21 protein-coding genes and 1 other annotated feature are annotated in these 24,649 nt (G+C 44.4%); of the genes, 8 read left to right on the forward strand and 13 right to left on the reverse strand.

The window, feature by feature from the left end:
* Window positions 1-491 precede the first annotated feature (491 nt).
* The gene (gene megL / locus FQV28_RS03395; protein ID WP_146494198.1) at window positions 492-1,700 is read right to left on the reverse strand and encodes a methionine gamma-lyase; all 1,209 of its coding nucleotides are present in this window, start codon (window positions 1,698-1,700) and stop codon (window positions 492-494) included.
* A 372-nt stretch (window positions 1,701-2,072) separates the two neighbouring features.
* Between megL and rpsD the strand changes: the two genes are divergently transcribed.
* The 4 genes from rpsD to FQV28_RS03415 all read left to right on the forward strand — a co-directional run bounded on the left by rpsD (window position 2,073) and on the right by FQV28_RS03415 (window position 5,293).
* Window positions 2,073-2,675: a 30S ribosomal protein S4 gene (gene rpsD / locus FQV28_RS03400; RefSeq protein WP_146494199.1), complete on the forward strand. Its 603-nt coding sequence runs from the start codon at window positions 2,073-2,075 to the stop codon at window positions 2,673-2,675.
* A gap of 115 nt (window positions 2,676-2,790) precedes the next feature.
* A complete protein-coding gene (locus FQV28_RS03405; protein ID WP_146494200.1) occupies window positions 2,791-3,597 on the forward strand; it encodes a cobalamin-binding protein in 807 nt (268 codons plus the stop codon).
* A 9-nt stretch (window positions 3,598-3,606) separates the two neighbouring features.
* Window positions 3,607-4,560 carry a magnesium/cobalt transporter CorA gene (gene corA, locus FQV28_RS03410; RefSeq protein WP_146494201.1) on the forward strand — a complete coding sequence of 318 codons (954 nt, stop codon included), beginning with the start codon at window positions 3,607-3,609 and terminating at the stop codon, window positions 4,558-4,560.
* 76 nt (window positions 4,561-4,636) lie between these two features.
* Window positions 4,637-5,293, forward strand: coding sequence for a potassium channel family protein (locus FQV28_RS03415; protein ID WP_146494202.1), 657 nt, complete (start codon window positions 4,637-4,639; stop codon window positions 5,291-5,293).
* 58 nt (window positions 5,294-5,351) lie between these two features.
* Here the strand turns inward: FQV28_RS03415 and tyrS are convergent, their stop codons facing one another.
* Window positions 5,352-6,617, reverse strand: a complete 1,266-nt coding sequence (tyrS, locus tag FQV28_RS03420; protein WP_146494203.1) for a tyrosine--tRNA ligase — start codon at window positions 6,615-6,617, stop codon at window positions 5,352-5,354.
* 128 nt (window positions 6,618-6,745) lie between these two features.
* Window positions 6,746-6,935, reverse strand: a binding site (T-box leader).
* A gap of 106 nt (window positions 6,936-7,041) precedes the next feature.
* Here tyrS and FQV28_RS03425 point away from each other — a divergent pair.
* Window positions 7,042-10,062, forward strand: coding sequence for a transglycosylase domain-containing protein (locus FQV28_RS03425; protein WP_146494204.1), 3,021 nt, complete (start codon window positions 7,042-7,044; stop codon window positions 10,060-10,062).
* A gap of 91 nt (window positions 10,063-10,153) precedes the next feature.
* Here the strand turns inward: FQV28_RS03425 and acsA are convergent, their stop codons facing one another.
* A complete protein-coding gene (gene acsA, locus FQV28_RS03430) occupies window positions 10,154-11,872 on the reverse strand; it encodes an acetate--CoA ligase (protein ID WP_146494205.1) in 1,719 nt (572 codons plus the stop codon).
* Between the two features lie 167 nt (window positions 11,873-12,039).
* Between acsA and FQV28_RS03435 the strand changes: the two genes are divergently transcribed.
* Genes FQV28_RS03435 through FQV28_RS03445 form a run of 3 tightly spaced genes read left to right on the forward strand, consistent with a single transcriptional unit; the run spans window position 12,040 to window position 14,482 of the window.
* Entirely contained in the window at window positions 12,040-12,672 is a 633-nt protein-coding gene (locus FQV28_RS03435) for a GNAT family N-acetyltransferase (RefSeq protein ID WP_146494206.1), read from the forward strand.
* Between the two features lie 17 nt (window positions 12,673-12,689).
* On the forward strand, window positions 12,690-13,334 hold the full coding sequence (locus FQV28_RS03440; protein WP_146494207.1) for an acetoin utilization AcuB family protein: 645 nt from the start codon (window positions 12,690-12,692) through the stop codon (window positions 13,332-13,334).
* Window positions 13,331-14,482 carry an acetoin utilization protein AcuC gene (locus tag FQV28_RS03445; RefSeq protein WP_146494258.1) on the forward strand — a complete coding sequence of 384 codons (1,152 nt, stop codon included), beginning with the start codon at window positions 13,331-13,333 and terminating at the stop codon, window positions 14,480-14,482. The genes FQV28_RS03440 and FQV28_RS03445 overlap by 4 nt, the downstream gene beginning before the upstream one ends.
* 24 nt (window positions 14,483-14,506) lie before the next feature.
* Here the strand turns inward: FQV28_RS03445 and ccpA are convergent, their stop codons facing one another.
* From ccpA to FQV28_RS03495, 10 genes are all read right to left on the reverse strand, one after another.
* Window positions 14,507-15,508, reverse strand: coding sequence for a catabolite control protein A (gene ccpA, locus FQV28_RS03450; protein ID WP_146494208.1), 1,002 nt, complete (start codon window positions 15,506-15,508; stop codon window positions 14,507-14,509).
* Window positions 15,509-15,606: 98 nt separating this feature from the next.
* Complete coding sequence (locus FQV28_RS03455) at window positions 15,607-16,692, reverse strand: bifunctional 3-deoxy-7-phosphoheptulonate synthase/chorismate mutase (RefSeq protein WP_146494209.1); 1,086 nt, start codon at window positions 16,690-16,692, stop codon at window positions 15,607-15,609.
* Window positions 16,693-16,857: 165 nt separating this feature from the next.
* Window positions 16,858-17,187 (reverse strand): bacillithiol system redox-active protein YtxJ, encoded by a 330-nt coding sequence (ytxJ, locus tag FQV28_RS03460; protein WP_146494210.1) that lies wholly within the window; start codon window positions 17,185-17,187, stop codon window positions 16,858-16,860.
* 26 nt (window positions 17,188-17,213) lie between these two features.
* Complete coding sequence (locus tag FQV28_RS03465; protein ID WP_146494211.1) at window positions 17,214-18,095, reverse strand: YtxH domain-containing protein; 882 nt, start codon at window positions 18,093-18,095, stop codon at window positions 17,214-17,216.
* A gap of 29 nt (window positions 18,096-18,124) precedes the next feature.
* Window positions 18,125-18,616, reverse strand: coding sequence for a DUF948 domain-containing protein (locus FQV28_RS03470; RefSeq protein WP_146494212.1), 492 nt, complete (start codon window positions 18,614-18,616; stop codon window positions 18,125-18,127).
* 137 nt (window positions 18,617-18,753) lie between these two features.
* On the reverse strand, window positions 18,754-20,067 hold the full coding sequence (gene murC / locus FQV28_RS03475) for a UDP-N-acetylmuramate--L-alanine ligase (protein WP_146494213.1): 1,314 nt from the start codon (window positions 20,065-20,067) through the stop codon (window positions 18,754-18,756).
* Between the two features lie 159 nt (window positions 20,068-20,226).
* Window positions 20,227-22,836 carry a DNA translocase FtsK gene (locus FQV28_RS03480; RefSeq protein ID WP_146494214.1) on the reverse strand — a complete coding sequence of 870 codons (2,610 nt, stop codon included), beginning with the start codon at window positions 22,834-22,836 and terminating at the stop codon, window positions 20,227-20,229.
* A gap of 6 nt (window positions 22,837-22,842) precedes the next feature.
* The gene (ytpR, locus tag FQV28_RS03485; RefSeq protein WP_146494215.1) at window positions 22,843-23,451 is read right to left on the reverse strand and encodes a YtpR family tRNA-binding protein; all 609 of its coding nucleotides are present in this window, start codon (window positions 23,449-23,451) and stop codon (window positions 22,843-22,845) included.
* Entirely contained in the window at window positions 23,448-24,263 is an 816-nt protein-coding gene (locus tag FQV28_RS03490) for a DUF1444 domain-containing protein (protein WP_146494216.1), read from the reverse strand. The genes ytpR and FQV28_RS03490 overlap by 4 nt, the downstream gene beginning before the upstream one ends.
* Before the next feature lie 58 nt (window positions 24,264-24,321).
* A complete protein-coding gene (locus FQV28_RS03495; protein WP_146494217.1) occupies window positions 24,322-24,639 on the reverse strand; it encodes a thioredoxin family protein in 318 nt (105 codons plus the stop codon).
* Window positions 24,640-24,649: the final 10 nt, after the last annotated feature.

Here is a 24,649-nt window from a genome sequence, read left to right on the forward strand (position 1 = left end):
CGGTTTCCTGGTTCGGATTCGACGATCCACGCGTCCGCACGACTTCCCTTCACTTCTACAAAAAAAGAGTAGCACAAACCATGGCCATGGTTTGTGCTACTCATGTTAGTATGTTTCCGCGGGCACGACCTCAGCCGCTTCCTTCGCTTCGCTCTGTCCAGGGTCTTCGGCTCGCGTCGCTCCGTCGTTGCACTCCGTCACTGCTTCCGCTGGAGTCGCCGCCTTCCGCTCCATTTTATATGAAGCGTTCAAACAGTAGATGAAAACGAAGAAAGGGTCGGAACAAGCGAAGCTGTTCTGCCTGTTATTTCTCTCTTGCCAGGTCGATTTCTTTGAAAGAACCATTCGCTTGCTTTCCGTGTAGCTATGGAGCGAAACAGCGGAGATTCCCGCCGGAAAGCGCTGCTGTTTTGTGGAATAGTAAAGGTGATATGCGTTTTCACTTCAACAATGAATAGAAGTTCCTAAACAAGCTGAAAAGGCCATTCTCATTAGATTTCCTGCAATTCCAGTTTCACTTTTTCAAAAGCCTGCGCCAAATCTTCTATTAAATCGTCAGTATGTTCAAGACCGACGGAAAGCCTTAGCAGCGAGTCACTGATTCCCATCGCACTTCTTTCCTTAGCAGGCACTGCCGCATGTGTCATCGTGGAAGGGTGTTGAATAAGTGTTTCCGCATCTCCTAAACTGACGGCGATTTTTATGAGCGATAGCGCATTCATGAATGCCTGCGCTTCTTTTTTTCCGCCTTCAATTTCAAATGATATTAAGCCTCCCCCTTCGCGCATTTGCTTAACAGCAATCTCATACTGGGGGTGTGTCGGGTCAAAAGGATAAAAAATGTTTTTGACGCTCGGCTCTTTTTGTAAGAATGCCAAGATTTTTTTGGCGTTGGCTACATGCCGATCCATTCGTACGTGCAGCGTCTTTAAACCTCTGATCAAAAGCCACGCATCAAACGGCGACATAATCCCGCCCACATCTTTTTGGACAGTTTTCCGTATACGTTTCATTTCTTCCGCGTCTTTTCCGACCAATACGCCTCCAACAACATCGCCATGGCCATTCAAGTACTTGGTCGCACTGTGCAGAACGAAATCCGCTCCCATGATCAGCGGGTTTTGCAGATACGGCGAGCTGAATGTGTTGTCAACGACTACAGGGATTCCACGCCTAGCGGCTACGGCCGCCACGGCTTCTAAATTGACCAATTCCATCGTCGGGTTGATCGGTGTTTCTACATATATACAGGCTGTATTCGGTTGAATAGCTTGTTCAACTTGTTGTTCCGTTATCATCGAAACCAAACTATGGGTAATGCCGTATTTTTCGTTCATGATTTCCAATAAACCGAAAGTGCAGCCATATATACCCCTTGAACACAAAACATGATCTCCCGCTTTGGTCAAATAAATTAAAATAGCGCTGACAGCGGCCATCCCTGAACCAAAAGCAAGCGCTCCTTTGCCATATTCGATTTCTGTCATGCGTTCTTCTAAGACTCGAACAGTCGGATTGCCTAACCGGGAATAGATATTCCCTTCACTATTTCCCGCGAAGCGGCTTTCCCCTTCTTCTGCATTTGCAAATGAGAATGTCGATGTTTGGTAAAGCGGTGTTGCTAAACTGTCGTGGTGGACTGTGCTGTCATAGCCTTGATGAATGACTGCCGTCTCCATTTTGATGTTTTGCTTTTTCATTTGATACACCCCTTATCAGAAATAGAAAGCGCTTACATTAACTCTCTTTTCATTCTATCGTGAAAAGCCAGAAAAGAAAAGCTGTTCCTTTTCAATCGATTGTTTCCATTGACTTTCTCTATAAAAATCGGTTATACTAATCTTTGTGTAAAATAATCGCAGCAGTTGTATGTGCGGGTTTGTCCATTTTATTCCTTATGAGAAAAGCGAAAGCGTCTGTCAGAGCTAGGCGCTGGAGTCTAGACAATTAAAAGGTGTATCGCGTAACTCTTGGCTGCTGAGCGAAGGTACATGAAAATAAAATGGCTTACAGCATGAATGCATCTGGTTTTTATTTTACTCTAAAAACCAAAAACAGAGGAGGAGACATATATGTCTCGTTATACAGGTCCATCATGGAAACTGTCACGCCGCCTAGGAGTATCTCTTAGCGGAACAGGTAAAGAATTAGAAAAACGCCCTTACGCACCAGGTCAACACGGTGCTAACCAACGCAGAAAAGTTTCTGAATACGGTTTGCAACTTCAAGAAAAACAAAAACTTCGTTTCATGTACGGTGTAAACGAACGCCAATTCAAAACTTTGTTCAACAAAGCTGGTAAAATGCCAGGTAAACACGGTGAAAACTTCATGATCTTGCTTGAAGCTCGCCTTGATAACGTTGTTTATCGTTTAGGTCTTGCGCGCACTCGCCGCCAAGCTCGCCAAATCGTAAACCACGGCCATATCCTTGTTGATGGCAAACGCCTTGACATTCCGTCATACAGCGTAAAACCTGGTCAAACAATCACTTTCCGTGAACGTTCAAACAACTTGGATGTTGTTAACGAAGCGATCGAAGTAAGCAACTTCGTTCCTGAGTACGTTTCTTTCAACGCTGACGCTAAAGAAGGCACTTTCGTGCGCTACCCTGAACGCAGCGAATTGTCTGCTGAAATCAACGAATCATTAATCGTAGAATTCTACTCTCGTTAATAACAAGCCACTTAAAGAAGCCCCGCTTATGCGGAGGCTTCTTTTTTGCTTTGAATGGATTTTTACTTCCCCCTTTTTTCTATGGTAAACTGAGGAAAATAGCGGAGGTGCAAAAATGCGCATTATTTCAATTTGTCCAAGCAATACGGAACTGCTCGCTTTCTTGGGTGCTGACCATATGCTGGTGGCTGTCGACGATTTTTCCGACTGGCCGGAGCGGATTTCCAGCTTGCCGCGTCTTGGCCCTGATTTGTCCATCCGCATGGATGAACTCGAAGCATTAAGCCCTGACTTGGTTTTAGCCTCGCTTAGCGTTCCTGGCATGGAAAAAAACGTGGATGAACTGATCAAACGGAAAATCCCTCATCTCGTTTTAGACCCCCAGTCTTTGGTCGAAATCGGCAATGACCTTTTGGCAGTTGGACATGCGTGCGGCATTGATGCAGCACCGGTCCACGCTGAATATACGGCTGTTATTGAAGAACTCAAAAGCCGTTCGGCTAATGTCTCATACCGCCCTTCCCTTTACTGGGAATGGTGGCCAAAACCGATTTTCACGCCTGGCCGCATTAATTGGCTGACGGAAATCAGTGAAATTGCCGGAGCGCGCAATATTTTTGATGATATTGATTCAGCAAATTTCCAGACCGATTGGGACGAAGTGAAAAAGCGCGACCCTGATTTTATTCTTCTTGCTTGGGTCGGCATCATGACTTCTAAAGTAAAACCTGCACTTGTAAGGAAAAGGCCCGGCTGGAACGAAATGCAAGCATATGAAAACATCCACATTATGGAAGAGGAATTGTATTGCCGGCCTTCCCCCCGCTTGATTAAAGGAGCACTGAAGCTTGGGAAATTGGTTCATCCCGATATGTACGATGATATGGAGTTGCCAAAGTTTATTAAAGAAAAACAACTATAGGAGAAAAGTATGCTCAGAATACTAGCAATCAACAAAGACAATGACCTGCTTATAAACCCACCTTTAGATTCGTTGGAAGACATGAAGTGGTATTGGGCTGATTTCAATATGCCGACAGATGAAGAAACCAGCTTGCTTGGAAGTTACTTTCATTTCCATCCGCTTGCCATAGAAGATTGCATCCACTCGCTCCAACGGCCAAAGCTTGAGCATTATGAAAATCTCAGCTTTCTCGTCTTCCATACTTTAAATCAAAAAACACTTGAAGCTCTTGAAGTGGATTTATTTATAACCGAAAAATTTACGGTGTCTTTCCATTACGAAGACTTGCAGGAAGTCAACTATGTCTGGGATTATTTCCAGCGCTCAACGAGTGCCGACCGGATAAAGCCCGTTGAAGTCGTATACAAAATTATGGATAAAGTGGTCGACGCATTCTTCCCGATTATGGACCAGTTGGAAGACCACTTGCTCGGTATTGAAAATTCCAGCGAAGACCAGTTTGCCGGCAATACGATCATCCAAAAAACATTCGATATCCGGAAAGATCTGCTGAAACTAAGGCAAACTGTTTTGCCTATGCGGGATTTGGTATACCGAATTCTAGAGTCCAAGCGTTTTATCATCCAGGAGCAAAAACGAGCCTATTTTCAGGATATTCACGACCATTTGATCAAACTTAGCCAAATAATTGAATCGAACCGCGAATTGACTTCTGATATTCGCGACAGCTACATATCGATGAACTCTTTTCGAATGAACAATATCATGAAAACGTTGACGGTCATCACGACTATCTTCATGCCGCTCACTTTCTTGGCCGGAATTTACGGAATGAACTTTCAATATATGCCCGAACTTCAATGGGAATCAGGATACTTTGTTGTGCTTGCTGTCATGCTGATCACAGGTATAGGCATGTTTTTCTGGTTCAAGAACAAGGGCTGGTTTGACAGCGAGTAACGCTATCCAAGTTACTGGGCAAACAAACTAACGACTACATTAAAGTAACGATCGCAGGCCGATTGGAGGAAACAAAATGAAAAAACAAGTAGTGGTCATCGGGCTAGGCCGATTTGGCACAAGCGTCTGCAAAGAACTGCATAATTTGGGGCATGAGGTATTAGCCATCGACCAGAATTTCGAGCGCGTAAACGGCTTAACCGATTATTCTTCCCATGCCGTAGTGGCAGATGCCACAGATGAGAAAAGTTTGAAATCTTTAGGAGTGCGCAATTTCGACCATGCCATTGTCGCGATCGGTGATAATCTCCAGTCAAGCGTGCTATGCACCTTGATGCTAAAAGAAATCGGTATGAAAAAGGTCTGGGTAAAAGCGCGCGACTTGCAGCATCAAACCATTCTGGAACGCGTTGGCGCTGACCGGGTCATTCAACCGGAAAACGAAATGGGCATCCGCGTTGCCCATCATATGGATTCCGAAAAACTGATCGACTACATCGATCTGTCAAAAGACTATAGTATTGTTGAATTGGTAGCGACCGAAAAAACGGCCAACAAAAGTTTGAGTCAACTGAATATCAACGCCAAATACGGTTGTACCATCCTCGCCATCAAACGAGGAGAAGACGTGAATATTGTGCCTCTCCCTTCTGATGTTATTAGGATTGGTGATATATTAATCATCATCGGGCATCGTGAAGATTTAAAGCGTTTTGAAGATAAGAGGGTCTAAAGCCGCAATTTCCATCAAAAAAATCCGTCCGCAGAATTTCTGTGGACGGATTTTTGGTTCACTGGAATTGTACCATGTGGTATTTTTTCTTGCCGCGCCGGACAATGGCAAACGTATCTTCTAAACGATCTTTTGCATCTACGACATATTCCAGATCGGTCACTTTTTCACCATTCACTGAGATGGCGCCGTTCGTTACATCTTCCCGTGCCTGTCTTTTTGAAGGGGAAATTCCTGCTTCGACGATTAAGTCGATAATGACTTTTGGTTCTTTCGCCATTTCAACGGAAGGCACATCTTTAAATGCCGCTTTCATTTCGCTGGCAGACAGCGCTTTTAAGTCACCGCTGAACAACGCTTTAGTGATGCGAAGCGCATCATTTAACGCTTCTTCCCCGTGAATCAATTTCGTCATTTCTTCAGCCAATACTTTCTGGGCTTTTCGCAAATGCGGTTCATTCTCGACCGTCACTTGCAGCGCTTCAATTTCTTCGCGGCTGATGAACGTGAAAATTTTCAAGTACTTGATAACGTCCGCATCTGCAGTATTAATCCAGAATTGGTAGAATTCATAAGGCGACGTTTTTTTCGCGTCAAGCCATACTGCCCCGCCAGCAGTTTTTCCGAACTTCGTACCGTCTGCTTTTGTTACAAGCGGAATTGTGATGCCGAAAGCTTTTGTTTCTTCTTCGTGCGTTTTGCGGATAACTTCAAGGCCGGAAGTGATGTTGCCCCACTGATCGGACCCTCCGATTTGTACGCGGCAATTAAAGTTATTGTATAAATGGTTGTAGTCGATCGCTTGAATGAGCGTGTAGGAGAACTCCGTGAATGAAATTCCATTTTCCAGGCGTGAAGCAACCGATTCTTTTGCCAGCATGTAATTGACGGAAATCAATTTCCCGTAATCACGCAAAAATTCGATTACACTCATTTGGCCGATCCAGTCACGGTTGTTGACCATCTGCGCCCCATTTTGGGATTGGAAGTCGAATATCTGCTCCATCTGAACTTTAATTGCTTCGACGTTTTTATCGATTTGATCTGTTGTTTGAAGTTGCCGTTCTTCGTTTCGGCCTGAAGGATCGCCGATCATTCCCGTCGCTCCACCCACCAGTAGAATCGGCTGATGGCCATGCATTTGAAAACGGCGCAATGTCAATAACGGCACAATGTGCCCGATATGCATACTGTCTGCAGTCGGATCAACTCCGCAGTACAGGGAAATCTTTTCTTCATCAAGCAATTTCGCAAGTCCTTCTTCGTCGGTTTGCTGGTATAGTAAACCGCGCCATTTCAAGTCATCGATTAATTCATTTGCCATTTTAGTTCCTCCTCAAGATATAAGCTAAGTAAATGTTAACGTCTAGCCTTCCCCGTCTAGACCGGTAAAAGCGAACAAGAAAACACGAACCCAGCCTGAGAATAAAAAAGCCCCTGCATGAAAGTTCATGCAGGGACGCTAATGCGCGGTACCACCCAGCTTGGAGATATTTTCTCCCAACTCTAAATGTGCCGAACGGGGCACTTCCGTAAACTCCAAGCCTGTAATTCAGCCGCTGCGCTTTGACCGGTTCGCACCATCCACCGGCTCTCTTGACAAAAATCGCACGCCCTACTTCGGACTCTTCAACGTTTTAAATATGAATATAATAAGTAGTTTACTTTATTCTAACATATTGTCAATAACCTTCGTAGCGATTAGGAGAATATGATATAATAAGACAAGATTTTAGGAGGTTGATAACGTGCTCGATCAATTAAAAAACTGGCTCACCAAAGCTGAAGAGTCTTACAATAAATGGTCATCCACCAAGTGGGTTAAACGCTTCAATATAACTACAGGCGTCCTTTGGAATCTGGCCATCTTGCTGGCGATTATATTTGTCGCCAGCGGCGTGTTTGCCGCTTCAGTTGGTGCCGGCTATTTTGCTTCATTAGTCGACGAGGAAAAACTTCGGACCCCTGAAGAAATGCGGGACGAGGTCTACAGCTATGAAGAAACATCGGAACTTTATTTTGCTGGCGAAGTTTACTTTGGAAAGCTTCGCACCGATTTGGAACGTACGGAAACCACATTAGACAAAGTCTCTGAGAATGCGATTAATGCTGTTCTCGCTACGGAAGACGAGTATTTTGAAGAACACAACGGAATTGTGCCAAAAGCGATTTTCCGCGGGTTGTTCCAGGACGTCTCGAATTCTGATAGCCAGACGGGCGGATCCACACTTACCCAGCAGCTCATCAAAAATCAGATTTTGACAAATGAAGTTTCCTATGAACGGAAAGCGAAAGAGATTTTGCTCGCCATGCGATTAGAAAAATTCATGTCCAAAGATGAGATTATGGAAGCATACTTGAATATTATTCCTTACGGCCGAAATTCTGCTGGTACAAATATCGCTGGAATCGAAACGGCTGCGAAAAGTATTTTCAATGTCTCCGCAAGCGAATTGAATTTGCCCCAGGCTGCATATATTGCCGGAATTCCGAAAGCCCCATTCCTTTATACGCCTTACCAAGCACAAGGCGGTGTGTTAAAAAGTGAAGAAGGTCTTCAACCAGGAATCGACCGGATGAAAACGGTGTTGTTCCGTATGAAAGAAACGGAATACATCACAGAAGAAGAATACAACGAAGCACTTGCTTATGATATTACAAAAGATTTCCGTGAAAAAGAACAACGGGCTTACGATAAGTATTATTACGTGACTACCGAACTCGAAAAGCGTGCAACCCGCATCATCATGGATGTATTGGCAGAAAAAGATGGAATCGAGCCAAAAACCCTGGATGAAAACGATAAACTCTATGAAGAATATGCAATCCTGGCTGACCGTGCAGTCCGGTCAAACGGATACCGCATCTATTCGACAATCAACAAGGATTTATACGATGCACAGCAAAAAGCAAAAGACAAATATAAATCTTATGGCACAACGAGAAACGGCACTATCATCAACGCCGATGGCGAAGAAGAAGAAAAAGAATTTCCTGTCCAAGTCGGCAGTATGACAATCGAAAACAAAACAGGCCGCATTTTAAGCTTTATCGGCGGCCGTGACCCAGAAATCGAAAAATTGAACCATGCAACACAAGGGTTCCGTTCAATCGGTTCAACCGTAAAGCCGTTGCTTGTTTACGGTCCAGCAATTGAGTATGGTAAAATCGGTGCCGGCAGCCCGGTAGTTGATGTCAAATTCGAAAAGAACGACAATGGCAGTGTCTGGGCACCGACCAACTTTATCCCGACAAGCGAGCAAGGCATCATGCCGGCACGCGATGCATTGGCTCAATCCCAAAACTTGCCGGCGCTTCGTTTATATGCACAAATCAATGATCAAGTGCCGATCAAGTATATGATGAACTCAGGCTTTTCACGTGTAGAAGAACAAGAAAACTACAATACGTCTGCTGCACTTGGCGGCGGTATCGAAGGTTCTGTAGAAGAAATCACAAATGGATATGCAATGGTTGCCAATGGCGGTAAATTTGTCGACTCGTACATGATTGAAAAGATTGAAGATGACGAAGGCAATGTCATATTTGAACACAAATCAACAGAAAAAGAAGTATTTACGCCACAAACAGCTTATATTTTAACAGACATGCTGCGCGACGTATTTGAAGATGACAGAGGAACAGCAAATCGCGCAAACAGCCTATTAAACTTTAACGCAGATTTCGCCGGCAAAACTGGTACCACGCAACAAACAAGAGATGTCTGGCTTATCGGTTATAACCCGAACATCACAATGGGTGTTTGGCTAGGATACGACAAAGAGAAATATTCATTGGCTGACTTCCCTAATCGCGACTTGCAGCCTTCGGTACGGGTCAATCAATTATGGGCTAGTTTAATGAATACCACTTATGACGTAGAACCAAAATTAGTCGGTGCAAAGAAAACGTTCAAACAGCCGAAAGACGTTGTCACACGCTCTTTCTGTGCGATTTCCGGCCTTGCCCCGAGCGGTTCATGTTCTGGCGATGGCTTAGTCAAATCAGATTTGTTCAATTCAAAAGTTATGGTTCCATCTAAAAAAGATGACAGTTTGACTTCTGGATCTTACACAACCATCAACGGCAGCCGTTATGCTGCACTTGACAGCACACCAAGAGAATTTGTCACTAGCGGAGGCGCTGGTGTATCTCAAGCCTTTGTCGAGCGGATGCTTGCACCGTTCGGAGGCGATGCCAGCAAGTTGTTCCCAGGCAGCTCACGATATGCAAGGGTGGTTGCTGGATCTAATTTCCAAGCAGACGGTGCTGCTCCTTCGGGAGTAAATGCAGCATTAAGCGGCGGCACCATAACTTGGAGCAATTCATCTTCAAATGACGTTGTCGGTTACCGCGTCTACAAAGAAGGCAGCGGCTCTCCTCTCGCTTCCATCTCAGAATCAAGCGAAAACGCGTTTAGCGTTTCCGGAGCGGGCAGCTATTACGTAGTGGCTGTCGATATTACCGGAAAACAATCCGGTAAATCCGATAGCGTAAGCATTGAAGCGAAGAAACCGAAAGCTGAACCGAAAGAGGATGAAGACGAAGAGAAACCGGCAGCAGAGGAAGATACTTCATCAGATGATAAACAAGATGAAGACAAAAAGCCTGCTGACGACGAACAGAAAGATGAAGAGGAAAAACCAGCTGACAATGATAAGAAAGACGAAGATGAAGATGAGCCAGCTGAACCTGAAGAGCCGGAAGAAGAGGAAGACCAACCGGCTGAACCAGCAGAAGGCGAAGACGAACCGAAAGACGAAGAATAAGAAGCGATCCACCAAACCAGTCCGTAGCATGCGGACTGGTTTTTTTGCATAAAAAAGCCTCGACCAAAGAGTCAGGTCGAGACTTTTCATATTAATCTTCCATTGTTGACAAATCGCCTGTCGGCAAATCCAGTTCCCATGCTTTTAACACGCGCCGCATGATTTTACCGCTCCGCGTTTTCGGCAGTTTGTCTTTAAACTCAATCTCTCTTGGCGCTGCGTGTGCCGCAAGCCCCTTCTTCACAAATTGCTGAATATCCTGAATGAGTTCCTCAGATGGATCATAGCCCTCGTTCAATGCGACAAATGCTTTTATGACTTCTCCTCGCACCGGATCCGGTTTTCCGATCACGCCTGCTTCGGCTACTGCAGGGTGCTCTAATAACGTGCTTTCAACTTCGAACGGCCCTACGCGTTCACCTGAAGTCATAATAACGTCATCTACACGGCCTTGGAACCAGAAATAGCCTTCTTCATCCATATAGGCTGAATCACCGGAAACATACCATTCATCATTCATGAAATAAGACTCATATTTTTGGGGGTTGTTCCAAATTTGGCGCATCATGGATGGCCAGCCTTTTTTAATGGCCAAATTTCCCATTTGATTCGGCGGAAGCTCATTGCCTTGGTCATCGACGATTGCCGCTTTTATGCCGGGCACCGGTTTGCCCATCGATCCCGGTTTGATCGTCATGGACGGATAGTTGCAAATCATATGGCCTCCTGTTTCTGTCATCCACCATGTATCGTGGATCCGCTTTTTAAAGACTTGCATGCCCCAGCGGACCACTTCCGGATTCAAAGGCTCTCCAACTGAAAGCACATGGCGAAGCGTCGACAAATCGAACTCTCTCACCAATGAGTCCCCTGCGCCCATCAGCATGCGGAATGCAGTTGGTGCGCTATACCAAACCGTCACGCCGAAATCTTCAATCGCCTTGTACCAGCCTTCGGGAGAAAAGCGGCCTCCTAAAATGACGGTTGTTGTGCCCGTAAGCCATGGAGCAAACACGCCGTACGATGTTCCAGTAACCCACCCTGGATCAGCAGTGCACCAGTAGATGTCCTGCTCATTCAAGTCCAATACCCATTTAGCCGTCTGGTAGTGTTGAACCATCGCATACTGTGCATGGAGCACCCCTTTCGGCTTTCCTGTTGAACCAGAGGTGTAATGCAGCACAAGGCCGTCTTCTTTATCAAGCCACTCAATCTCAAACTGATCGGAACTTGAATTCAAATATTTCTGTACATCAATGATTTTATTGTCTTCTTCAATATTCCCGCCAACCAAGAAAATTGTTTTTAAATTGGGCAGCCGGTCATGCGGGACGCGCGGCAGCAATTCCGGCGTCGTAATGATCGCTTTTGCATCGCTGTCGTCCAAACGGTCGTATATGGCCCCTTCCATAAACGCCTCGAACAACGGGCCGACGATCAGCCCCATTTTCAACGCGCCAAACATCATAAAATACAGTTCTGGCGATCTTGGCATGAAAATGAATATCCGGTCCCCTTTTTCTAAATTAGAATGCGCTTTCAATAAATTCGCCGCTCGGTTCGTCATCCGTTTCATTTCATAAAAGGTATAAGACTCGCTTCTTCCTTGGTCTTTATAATAGAGCGCAACTTTGTTCTTTCGATCAGAATCTGCGTGGCGATCGATTGCTTCATATGCCATATTAACTTTTCCGGTCTCATGCCAGCTGAATTCTTTTTCAGCATCAGACCAATCAAAGTTTGCAGCAGTTTCTTCATAATTATGTAATAGATAGTTCCCTTGTGCCGCCGGTATCGCTTCCACTTTCATTCTAATCATCCTTTCATGTCGATTCTCTTATATTCTACAACATTCTGACAATTGAATGCCAATTATTTTAATTTTTTAGAAAAGACACGCTCTTCTCCGACGATAGTCCCCAATTCCCTCCAGTTCATGTATAATAAAGCTAATTGCATCCAATAGGCGGTGAAAAAATGAACCATCAGAAAACGTATAATGTCTTGGAGTTAAAAACAAAGCATGGCCCTATCGTAATTGAAGGACCCATTCCTTCGCATGAATTAAAAGAGCTTGATTTTCATGAAGATCTAGTCGCTTTCCGTCCGCCCGAACAACAGCATAAAGCAATTATCGGAATTGCCGACTTGCCAGAAGGGCGCATTATCATAGCCCGAGACCAAAATACGATCGTAGGATATGTCACGTATTTATATCCGGATCCACTTGAACGATGGTCACAAGGAAAAATGGAAAATTTGATCGAACTCGGTGCCATAGAAGTTATTCCTAAATTTAGGGGTAGTGGAGTCGGAAAGGCACTTTTAAGAGTTTCGATGATGGATGATGCGCTAGAAGATTTTATCGTCATTACTACAGAATATTACTGGCATTGGGATTTAAACGGAACCGGCTTAAATGTCTGGGAATACCGGAAAGTCATGGAGAAAATGATGCAGGCTGGCGGCCTGGAGTATTATGCCACTGATGATCCGGAAATCAGTTCACATCCAGCCAACTGCTTAATGGCGAAAATCGGTAGCCGCGTCGATCCCGAATCGATCCAAAAATTTGATCAATTGCGTTTTATGAATCGCTACATGTACTAAATCTGAGGGGTGTAAGTATGTTAGTTGAAGAAATCATGAAAACCAATATTCATTTGCTTCGGCCTGATCAAACTGTTAAGGAAGCTGTTCTTTTATTTGAAGAAAAACACATTCGCCATGCACCGATTGTAGAAGACGGGAAATTAGTTGGGGTTTTATCGGATCGCGATCTGAAAGATGCTTTGCCATCGCGCTTTGCAACCTCCCCGCCGCCTGAAAGATATGAAAAGAAAATTGAGAGCATCATGACAAAAAATCCTGTTACTGCCCATCCTATGGATTTTGTCGAAGAAATCGCTTTGGTTTTCTACGAGCAGCAAATTGGCTGTCTTCCGGTGATAAGCGGAGAAAAACTTGTCGGATTTTTAACAGAAACTGATCTCTTGTACAAATATATCGAACTGACTGGCGCGCACCAACCCGGTTCTCAGATTGAGATAAAAGTGCCGAATCGTTCTGGTGTGTTATACGAAGTTTCAAAAGTCTTCTATGAAAAACATATTAATGTTCTTAGCGTCTTGGTTTACCCGGACAAACAGAATTCCAGCAATAAAGTCTTGGTGTTCCGTGTCCAGACAATGAATCCATTAGCTGTGATTAACGACTTACGTAAAGAAGGTTTCGATGTTTTATGGCCAAACATACCCAAAACGAACCAATGAGACATGCCGTCTTTGTCTATTCAGAAGATCAATTAGGCTACAAGTTTTCAGAGACGCATCCGTTTAACCAGAAGAGACTCATTTTAACCATTGATTTGCTCAACCAAATGAATGCGCTTTCAACGGATGCTATCGTTCCAGCACGTATAGCTACTGATGAAGAGTTGTTGCTTGCTCACGATCAGCGTTATATCGACATTGTCAAAAAAGCAAGCCATGGAGAAATCACGCCGGAAGCAGGAGAAAGTTACGGCATCGGTACAGAAGATACGCCTATATTTGAAAATATGCACGAAGCCAGCGCCCGTTTGGTGGGAGGCACGCTGACAGCTGTCGATTATGTCATGGAAGGAAAAGCACAGCATGCGCTTAATCTTGGCGGCGGACTTCATCATGGCTTTCGCGGGAAAGCATCTGGCTTTTGCATTTACAACGACAGCTCAGTAGCCATTAATTACATCAGGGAAAAATACGGGGCCCGCGTCCTCTACATCGACACGGATGCACACCACGGAGATGGCGTTCAGTGGTGCTTTTACGAAGACCCAGATGTTTGCACTGTTTCTATCCACGAAACCGGCCGCTACCTGTTTCCAGGCACAGGAAGCATCAGTGAGCGCGGCAGCGGCCAAGGTTACGGGACAAGCTTCAACTTTCCGATAGATGCCTTTACGGAAGATGAATCGTTTCTGGAAGTCTACCGCACTTCCATGAAAGAAATTATGGAATTTTTTAAACCCGATGTTATCCTGAGCCAAAATGGAGCGGATGCCCATTACCTAGATCCGCTGACGCATTTATACGGCACTATGAACATTTACCGGGAGATACCCAAAATAGCCCACGAACTCGCCCACGAATACTGCGAAGGCCGCTGGATTGCGGTTGGAGGCGGTGGCTACGATATCTGGCGCGTCGTGCCGAGAGCTTGGTCTCTTCTATGGATGGAAATGAACAACATTCCCCTTCCTGAAGGGAAACTGCCGGAAAGCTGGCTGTCCAAGTGGCAGCCCGAATCCCCCGTCAGATTAATCGACACATGGCATGATCCAGAGAATATGTATGAAGCCATTCCACGGAAAGAAGAAATCACGGATAAAAACCAGCAAATGCTTAATAAAGCGTTGTACATGATTCGAAATACATGAAAAAGCTCCCTTTGCGGGAGCTTTTTAGTCGTTGTTTTTAGTAGATTGGCGTTCTTCTATGCGATATGGAAGTATCACTTGGTTCTCTTCAATTTCTTCTTTGTTCATGTATTTCGTTAGTAAACGCATGGATACAGCTCCGATATCGTATAAGGGGAATGCGATAGAGGTAAGCATAGGTCGCGCCATGCGAGCTAATTTTGAATTTTCGTAACTGACGATTTCCACTTCTTCCGGTATTCTTTTCCCGATTTCTTCCACTCCGTGTATAACTCCGACGGACATTTCATCATTGCTGACAAAATAAGCTGTCGGATCTAACGGTTTCAATGTTTCAACAGCCTCCAGGCCTTCTTCATACGAATTGTCGCATTCGACAACCAGCTGCTCTTCAAATTCGATCCCCGCGTCCAACAAAGCTTGTCTATAAGCTTTAAGCTTATAGTCTTTGTTGACCTTAGACGTCATAGGGCCTGAAATAAACGCAATTTTCTTATGTCCATTATCAATCAATTTCTTTACAGCTTCATAAGCCGCTCCATAATAATCAATATTGACTGACGCGATGGTGGCCGACTCGTCGATAGATCCCGCCAAAACGATCGGAGAGGATGAGCGCCCCATTTCATGCAGAAGTTCTGGCGTGATATCGCCGCTCATGAAAACAATTCCATCCACTTGTTTCCCAAGCATTGTTTCCAATAATTGAAGTTCTTTGTTTTGATTTTGGTCTGAATTCGACAAAATGATATTGTATCGGTACATCGTAGCGATATCTTCAATACCACGCGCAAGTTCGGCATACATACTATTGGAAATATCAGGGATGATTACACCAACCGTTGTGGTTTTTTTACTGGCAAGCCCTCTTGCTACTGCATTAGGACGATAGCCTAATTCTTCTATAACTTTCAACACTTTTTTTCGTGTGGCAGGCTTTACATTTTGATTTCCATTTACCACCCGTGAAACGGTAGCCATGGAAACATTCGCTTCTCTTGCCACATCATAAATTGTAACCGTCATTGTACGCCTCCTTTCAATTGCTCTTTTAATCATACGATAGAAACTTTCATGTTATCAACTAAAAAAGAAAAGCCGGGTAATTTCCCGGCTCTTCGGTCTTAAGCTTTCAATTCGTATTGCTTCATGAACTTCATTAAAGCATCGTAGTATTCGTCAAATTGTGGTATATTCATTTGCTGTTGGGCATCCGATAATGCTACTGCAGGATCTGGATGTACTTCAGCCATAACTCCGTCTGCGCCTATTGCGATAGCAGCTTTTGCTGTAGGCAACAATAAGTCACGGCGGCCAGTAGAATGAGTAACATCCACAAATACTGGAAGGTGTGTTTCTTGTTTCAAAATTGGCACTGCGGAAATATCAAGTGTGTTTCTTGTCGCTTTTTCATATGTGCGGATTCCGCGTTCACATAAGATAATTTGGCTATTGCCGTTTGCGATGATGTATTCCGCCGCATTGATGAACTCATCGATTGTTGCGGACAATCCTCTTTTCAAAAGAACCGGTTTGTTGATCGAACCAACTGCTTTTAAGAGTTCAAAGTTTTGCATATTGCGTGCTCCAACTTGAACAACGTCCACGTAATCCAGTGCCGCTTCCAAATGATGCGGTGTCACAATCTCAGATACGACGGCCAAGTTGTTTTCATCGGCGGCTTTTTTCAACATTTTTAAGCCCTCAAGTCCAAGTCCTTGGAAATCGTATGGAGAAGTACGGGGTTTGTATGCTCCACCGCGAATCATCCGAAGCCCTTTGCCACCAATCGCCTCGGCCACTTTTGAAACTTGCTCTTGTGACTCTACTGCACAAGGTCCGAAAATAAAGGATGGAGTTCCATCGCCGATTTTTTCACCATTGACTGTAACGATGGTATCTTCAGCTTTTTTCTTACGAGAAACCAACAAAGCTTTACGGTGATCTTCTTCCTGCATATCAAGAGCTGATTTGAAAATCTCTTTGAATATATGATCAACCGTTTTTTGGTCTAGTGGCCCATTATTGTTATCTTTCAACAAATTCAACATATGGCGTTCACGCATTGGATCGTATTTGTCAATCCCTTGCTTTTCCTTCAATTTCCCAATATCCTGCACGATAGAAGCCCTCTCATTTATAAGAGATAAAATTTGAAGGTTCACTGCGTCGACTTTTTCTCTTAGCTGCTCTAAATCTAAATGGCTCATTCTCCAACTTCTCCTTTCGCAAATCACCTTACTTAGTGACTCATCTTAACATAATAAAACTATTATATGCAAAGTATTCGGGAAAGTCACGAAATATTTTAGCGCTTCAACGCGCGAAAGTGTTTTTGCATAGAAAAACCGGAGCATTCAAGCTCCGGTTTTTTATTAAGCAAGAAATTCTGTCATTGCCTTGCTTTTGATTTTGTTATGAGATTCATGCCAATCAACCACTTGATTTGAAAAGTGGAACAGTTGAGGCGATTCGTGTTTGATTTGTGTAATCTCCTCAATTGCATTTGAAAGTTCACGATCTTCTTGTACCACTAAAAATAGAAATAGTTGGTTGGGGTGCAAAGAACAATATTCATTGTATTCATTCCAAGCAGCTGCCGATACCGGACATGTATTGCTGTGTTTAAACAACCAATAATGCAGTGTACCTGAAGTAGCTTGTTTTATATCATCTAAATGTTGAACACGCACTAAATTTTTCATGAAACCCGCTCCCAAGATATTTCGTATTATTTGTTTTTGTTGCTCGAGTTATTGGATTTGTTCGAGTTGTTCGAGTTGTTCCAACGCCCTGAACTGTTTGAGTTTGATGATTTGTTCGAGTTGTTGGAAGTTGAATTAGAACCAGATCCTTTATTGTTCGAAGTTCCGCCGGTACCTGCAGATCCCGCTGAGCTTGACGAATTTTTAGAATCTGTAGAACCTACTGTACCGGTAGTTCCTGAAGCTTTGGTTCCAGAAGTGCCTGTAGATCCAGAAGTATTGGCTGAACCTGATTTGCTTTCTTCTTTCACTTCTTCAACAGCTTCTCTCAATGCATCTGCAGTGGATGTAAAGTTTTCTTGACCGCCTGTTGTGGTAGTCGAATCGCTTTGGTTGTGGACAGTATCCAGCATTTCGATTGACTCTTCCCCTTCAGAAGAAGCAGTACCATCGTCCATTGGCGATTTGCCGCCTTTTAAATTCTTGACCTTATCCACCACTTTTGAAGATTGCTCTTTCACTTGTTGCGTTAGGCCGCCTGATTTTCCTTTTACTGAATCTGTGTAGCCGGAAGTTTTTTCTTTAAGCGTAGACGCGTGGGTGTTCAAATCCGTCCGGAAGTCCTTGCCGGATTTAGGCGCCAAGAATAAAGCAGCGGCCGCTCCGATAAGCCCGCCAACAATTACTCCAGTAAGAAAGCCTTTTGAAGCTTGTTCCTCTTCATAATCATAAAGGTCATCATAGCGGTTTGACATGCCATATGACTGAGGCACGTATTCACTTTGTTCAAAAGCACCGCCATTTTGTGAATAATAGGTGTTGTTATAAGCCGCATCGTTAGGATTCGAATTTTGTTGATTGTCGCGAGAACCTTGGTTGTTTTGATTATTGTTGTAGTTTTGAGTCATAATCTGTTCCTCCAGTATTATAGGATTTCTTAAGCTCGTTCATTGTGAGGCAATTGTTTTTGCCCTGGAACCGGTTCGTAGGCAGAAGTTGCACGCGCTTCATAAATCTTGCGCTCTTTCCAGCTATCGCGGATTCCCATCAAAACATTGCTCCATTGGACCACTGTCGCGATTTTGTCGCGATTGTCTTCAACTTGTGAGGTGACAGAAGTCGTAATGTGGCGTACGGATGAATTCAAGTCTGTTACTGAATTTCCGACCCCTCTCACTGCATCCACAACTGTATTCAGTTTTTGTGATTTGTCTTGGATGTCTTCAGCTAATTCATTTGTTTTGTGTAGCAGGTTGGTAGTTTCCAATGTAACCCCCTGCAATTGATTTTCAAGACCTGCAACAGTTCCTGAAACTTCTTTTAATGTGTTTTTTAGCGAGTTTAATGTCATTGCCAACGCTACGCACAACACCAAAAACCCTACTGCAGCCACGATAGCGGCTATGTAAAGCAGTATTCTCCAATCCATGCTGTTTCCTCCTTTTTAACTCAACGTTATATTGTTTTCTACCCCTACTGAAGTACGACTAAACCAACCCCCTTTACATTTATTCCACACAGGCTTGTGAATTCCTGCCTAAATGGAAAAACAGTTTAACCCGAAAGTTAAACTGTTTCCTCTGTTTGAATTAAGTTTTCAAAAGCTTCTTGGAATTTTGTGACGTCCCCGGCCCCCATGAACAAAAACACTGCATTGCCGTGTTCAAGCAACGTGCCGACTCCGTCTTCTTTTAAAACATGGCTGCCTTCAATTCTTCCGGCTAAATCTTCAATCGTCAGCACTCCTGCTTTTTCGCGCGCAGAGCCGAAGATATCACATAGATAAATATGGTTCGCTTCCGCTAAGCTATCTGCAAATTCCTGCAGGAACGTCTGAGTCCGTGAAAATGTATGCGGCTGAAAAATAGCCACGAGTTCTCGGTCCGGATATTTTTGGCGCGCAGACTGCAGGGTTGCGCGGATTTCAGTCGGATGATGCGCATAATCGTCGATTAAGATGCGTCCCCCGATTTCGGTTTGTGTAAAGCGGCGGTTCACGCCTCCATAGCTTGTAAACTGCTGCTGGATAATCTCTGCCGGAATATTTTCGTAATGGCAAAGAGAAATCACCGCAAGGGCATTTAAAATCGTGTGGTCGCCAAACATCGGGATGGTGAACGTATGGAAAAATTCATCGCGGATCACTACATCAAACGTAGTCCCGGAAGTTGTTTTAACGATATTTTGCGCTTGAAAATCATTTTCTTCCCCAAGTCCGTAATAAACAACTGGAATCGGCGCCTGGATCTTTTGCAAATGCTCATCATCACCGCAAGCAATAATGCATTTTTTCACCTGCTGGGCCATTTCTTCGAATGCCTTGAAAACATCGTCGATGCCGCTAAAATAATCCGGATGGTCAAAATCGATATTGGTCATGATCGCATAATCCGGGTGATAAGCCAAAAAGTGGCGACGGTATTCGCAAGCTTCCAATACGAAGAAATGAGAATCCTCTTTGCCGTAGCCAGTGCCGTCTCCAATAAGGTAAGAAACCGGCTTGTAGCCGTTCAGGACATGCGCCATCAAACCTGTTGTAGAAGTTTTGCCATGCGCCCCTGTAATGGCCACTGAAACATATTGTTTCATCAAATCACCTAAGAACGTATGGTAACGGATGATCGTCGCCCCTAGCTCTTTTGCTTTAACAAGTTCCGGATGGTTGTCGTTAAAGGCATTGCCGGCTACGATGGTCATATTCTCTTCAATATTGCCGGGATCAAAAGGCAAGATGGTGATGCCTCTTTCGCGAAGCCGGTCTTCTGTGAAAAAGTGCTGGTCTATATCAGACCCCTGTACCTGCTGGCCCATGTCGTGCATGATTTGCGCAAGCGGGCTCATACCGGCACCTTTAATGCCTGTAAAATGTAAGACTGTCATATATTTGGACCTCCTGTGGGAGCTGAAAATTAGTCTACAAAACCTGGTGAAAGGTATTTATAGCTGGTTTATATCGATACTAATTCTGTAAATTATATCATATTTTTATGCCATTCTAAAATAACCGATATTTTTTATAATTGAGTCTTCAGAGAAAGCTTATTGAAAAACTTCCTCCACGTCATCGGCAGTGATCAAAACAGACCGCGCCTTGCTGCCGTTCTGTTCCGATATAAAGCCTTGGTCCTCGAGCAAATCCATTAATCTTGCTGCGCGATTATAGCCAATATGGAACTTCCGCTGCAAAAGCGATGTTGATGCAGTCCCTTGGGCTAAAATGAAGCGGCAAGCTTCCTCGAACAAATCATCTTGCTCTCCTGGAGATTGGTTTCGTTTCATCAACTCTTCTTCTTTAAAGAAGTATTCAGGTTTTCCTTGCGCGCGCACATGCTCTATTACGATTTCAATTTCTTCATCTGTCACGAAAGTGCCTTGGAGCCGGACCGGAGCCGACATGCCGTTTCCAAGATATAGCATATCTCCCCTGCCAAGAAGCCGTTCAGCGCCCTGGGAATCCAAAATGGTCCGGCTATCAACTTGCGATGATACCGAAAATGCAATTCGCGTCGGGATATTCGATTTGATCAGTCCGGTAATGACATCAACGGATGGCCGCTGTGTCGCAATGACCAAATGGATGCCGCAGGCCCGCGCTTTTTGCGCAATTCGGCAAATGGCATCTTCAACATCAGAAGGCGACATCATCATCAAATCGGCCAATTCATCGATAATTATCAAAATATAAGGCAAATGCTGTGCATGATCGCCTTTATCTTTCACCATTTTATTGTAGCGGCTGATGTCCCTTACGCCGACATGAGCGAACAACTGGTAGCGCCGTTCCATTTCTTCGACAGCCCACTTTAATGAAGCAGTGGCCGCCTTCACATCCGTGATGACTGGGCTGACCAAATGCGGGATGTGGTTGTACGGAGCCAATTCCACCATTTTCGGATCGATCAACAATAATTTTAAATCTCTTGGAGAAGATTTATACAATAAACTAACTAAAAGAGAATTGATGCAGACGCTTTTGCCGGAACCAGTCGCTCCGGCTATCAACCCGTGCGGCATTTTGCGCAAATCGAGCGTTACAGGCTTACCAGTCAAATCCAGTCCAAGCGCAGCTTCCATCGGAGAATCGGAATCCCTGAAAACTGGACTGTCGATGATTTCGGAAATTCGTACTGCACGCGATGTCCGGTTCGGAATTTCGATGCCGATGGAGCTTTTTCCAGGAATCGGGGCTTGGATGCGTATGTCTTTCGCTGCGAGAGCCAGTTTCAAATCGTCTGCCAAGTTGCGGATTTTGCTGACCTTTACTCCCTGCGCTACCGTCAGTTCGAACTGCGTGACTGCCGGTCCTTGGACGATGCTCAAAATTGAGGCCTGGATCTGGAAATGGGAAAGCGCTTCTACTAACCGTTCGCCTTGTTCTTCCATCCAATTATCATCTTTTCGGTCATCTTCCGGCGCTAATAAAAAGTCGTTTTCCGGGTGCAAATAAGCCGCTGGTTTTTCTTCGGCTTTTTCAACAGAAGATATATTTTCTGGCGGCAGACTTTCTGCAGCCGGCTTTATCTTTTCTGCTGCAGCTTGGGCTGCTTTTGCCGGTTCTTCCACTTCCGGTTCAACGGTTTTTTTTTCTGCCTGTTTCTGCTCTACCGGCTTGGGCATAGCTGGCCGCACGGCTTTTTTCATCCGCTCTTTGTCTGACTTCAACATCAAGACATTAAATGGCACGGTTTTCTCCCGTTTCTTTTCCTGGGTTGGCTCCGCTTTTTCAGGTTCAGCCATTGATTCTTGTGTCACCATATGTACTGCTTGTCCAGCTTCTTTTGTTTGTTCAATTTGTTCTTTAACAGGTTCTGGCTCCATAGCCGATTTTTCTTGATCAGCAAACTCTTGCACTAAAACTGGCTCTTCTTGTACATCCGGCTTTTGTGCTGAATCTGGATATTTCTGATCAACAAGGTCTTCTGCTGGAGATGGTTCTTCTTGCACGATCAGATTCTGCGCTTCTAACGGTGTTTCTTCCACAGCTGGTTCTTGTTCTGCTGCCGATGCTGCTTGCATCACTGGCTCCTGCACAACTGTTGGTTCCTCGGAATCAGCAGGTTGGTGGGCCAAGACAGATGCATTCGCTTCAGCCGGTGTTTCTTCCGTAACCGGATCCTTGGCGCCTGATAATTTTTTCTCCGCTTCTTCCTGCTTATTAAGCGGACTTCTTAGCGCCATTGGCTCAGGCAGCTGTTTTGGCTTGAAATGGATTTCTTTCCGTTCAAGCAAGTTTTCAATCGGTGCCGGCCGCGATTCATCAAAACCGTAAACAGGAGAAGGAACTCTTGTCGGTTCAAATGGGCGTGTTTTATTGATAGGTTTTGGCACGGATTTTTGCGTTCTGTTGGCAGGCGGAACGATTCTATTGCCGGTCGAAGGTGTTATAGGTTTGCGCGCTGGCGAGACTGCTGGTCTTCGAATCGGCGGCTCAAACGGCGGTGGAGTCTCCTTCTTTATCGAAGGGTCCACTTTCACTAAAGTAGCATCCCGTTTTAAAAACACCTCTTTTTCATCATCCGGAATGAGTGGAAAACGAAAAGGAGTGGGTTCAATAGGGGCAGACGGTGCTTGTTCCCATTGCACTTCCTCATTTTCCTCTGATCTATCACTTGAAAACATGCGAGTCCAAATATTTTTAACCCAGCCCATAATGCGTCACGCCTTTACTTCAAATGGTGCACCGATTTCTGCATCTGCAGACAGCACAAGTATTCCTTTTTCTTGTGGTGCATCCGGCAACGCCAATTCTTTGGCAGAACAAATCATGCCGCTTGAAGCAACACCGCGCAGTTCTGCATCTCGGATCAACATTCCAGAAGGCATGATTGCGCCAACTTTCGCTACCACTACTTTTTGCCCCTGCTCGACATTTGGCGCCCCGCAAACAATCTGCAAAGTTTCCGTTCCAACAGCCACTTGGCAAACACTCAATTTGTCGGCATTCGGGTGCTTTTCTTTCGCTTCTACGTAGCCAATGACAAATTTGGGTGACAAATCAACTTCTAATGTATAGTTGATATCATTTTTCTCTAAAGCGTTTTGCAAAGCTGTCACTAATTCTTCCGACAAATCCACTGCTTGGGTTTCGGGAAAATCGATATAGGAAGACGCATTAAATAAATTAAAGCCGGCGATTTGATCTGCCTCGTCTTTAATGAGGGTGACATCCCCTGAAATTTGCGTCTTGATTTCTTCTGGCTTTTCCATTTGCAATTGAACCAGCAATACATCGCCGATTCCGTTTCTATTGTAGAAAACATTCATTTTTTATCGTTCTCCTTAGTCGGTCTATTTTTTGCCATGATGAAGATCGGTTCCAATACATCTTTGTCATAGACAAACGACAAAGATGTAATGGGCACTTTGCCGTTTGTGAAAAAGTGCATAGCCATTTGCGCTAGTACATCATACCCGGTTTCATTGCGGATATCGCCGATGATCAGTACATCCTGATGAGGCACGGACACCGTCATATCCCCCGCTATTTTTGTTTTCATGTCTTTTAGGAAAGCTTCATTCAAGATGCGTGAAGCATCGTACCCGTCATTTTCATTTAAAAAGTAAAAAATATTGCCTGCGACGTGGTCTTCTTTCAACTTGGTGGTCAGCTTTTTCACTTGGAATTTTGCGATTTCCTTGAGCTGGTCTTCTGTCAGACTTAATGAATTTAACACATTTTCATCAATTAAGCGATAGGTAGTGCCAGCATCCAAAGCAAAATACACGCGGGTTTCCGCTGTATGTTCCATCGTGATAAACTTATGGCCTTCTTTGGATTCAAGAGGAAACGAAGTCGAACGGATGACCGGATAAATATGTTCTGAAGACCCGAGCTGTCCTTCGGCTTCTTTTTCCATGGCGTTGAACGTTTCTGTGATGGTATAGACAATTTCCTCAATAGCCGCATCGCCTTTCGCCTGGTAGCGATTGATCACTTGCGGAAGCGACAAGGACATGCCTTTTTGCAATGCTGCATGGCGAATATGCACCATGTCTTTTTCACGGTCAAAGCGCCATTCCAGTTGGCGGCTCGGCATCCGTTCTCTTAAGAGATTCACTAGCTCTGTTGATTTCATAGACGTTCATCCTTTCAAAAATAAACGGCTCAGCCTAAAAGGCGAACCGTCTTTTTTATTATTTCGGCAAATTGGCCAGAAATGATTCGATTTCTTCTTGCGTCTTCCGGTCTTTGCTGACAAAACGCCCCGCTTCTTCGCCATTGTTGAACGCTAGAAAACTCGGAATTCCATATATATCTTTTTCAATGCATAAATCGATAAATTCATCGCGGTCCACCGAAACAAACTCGTATTCTTTGAAGGACTTTTCCACCTCAGGCATGACCGGATCGATCACCCGGCAATCCGGGCACCATCCTGCAGTAAACATGAAGACCACCGGTTTTTGCTCAGTTAAATCGTGAAACTCGTCCACTGATTGTAATCGTCTCATCTTTATTTCA

The sequence above is a fragment of the Planomicrobium sp. CPCC 101079 genome, from assembly GCF_007859275.1.
Lineage (GTDB): Bacteria > Bacillota > Bacilli > Bacillales_A > Planococcaceae > Planococcus.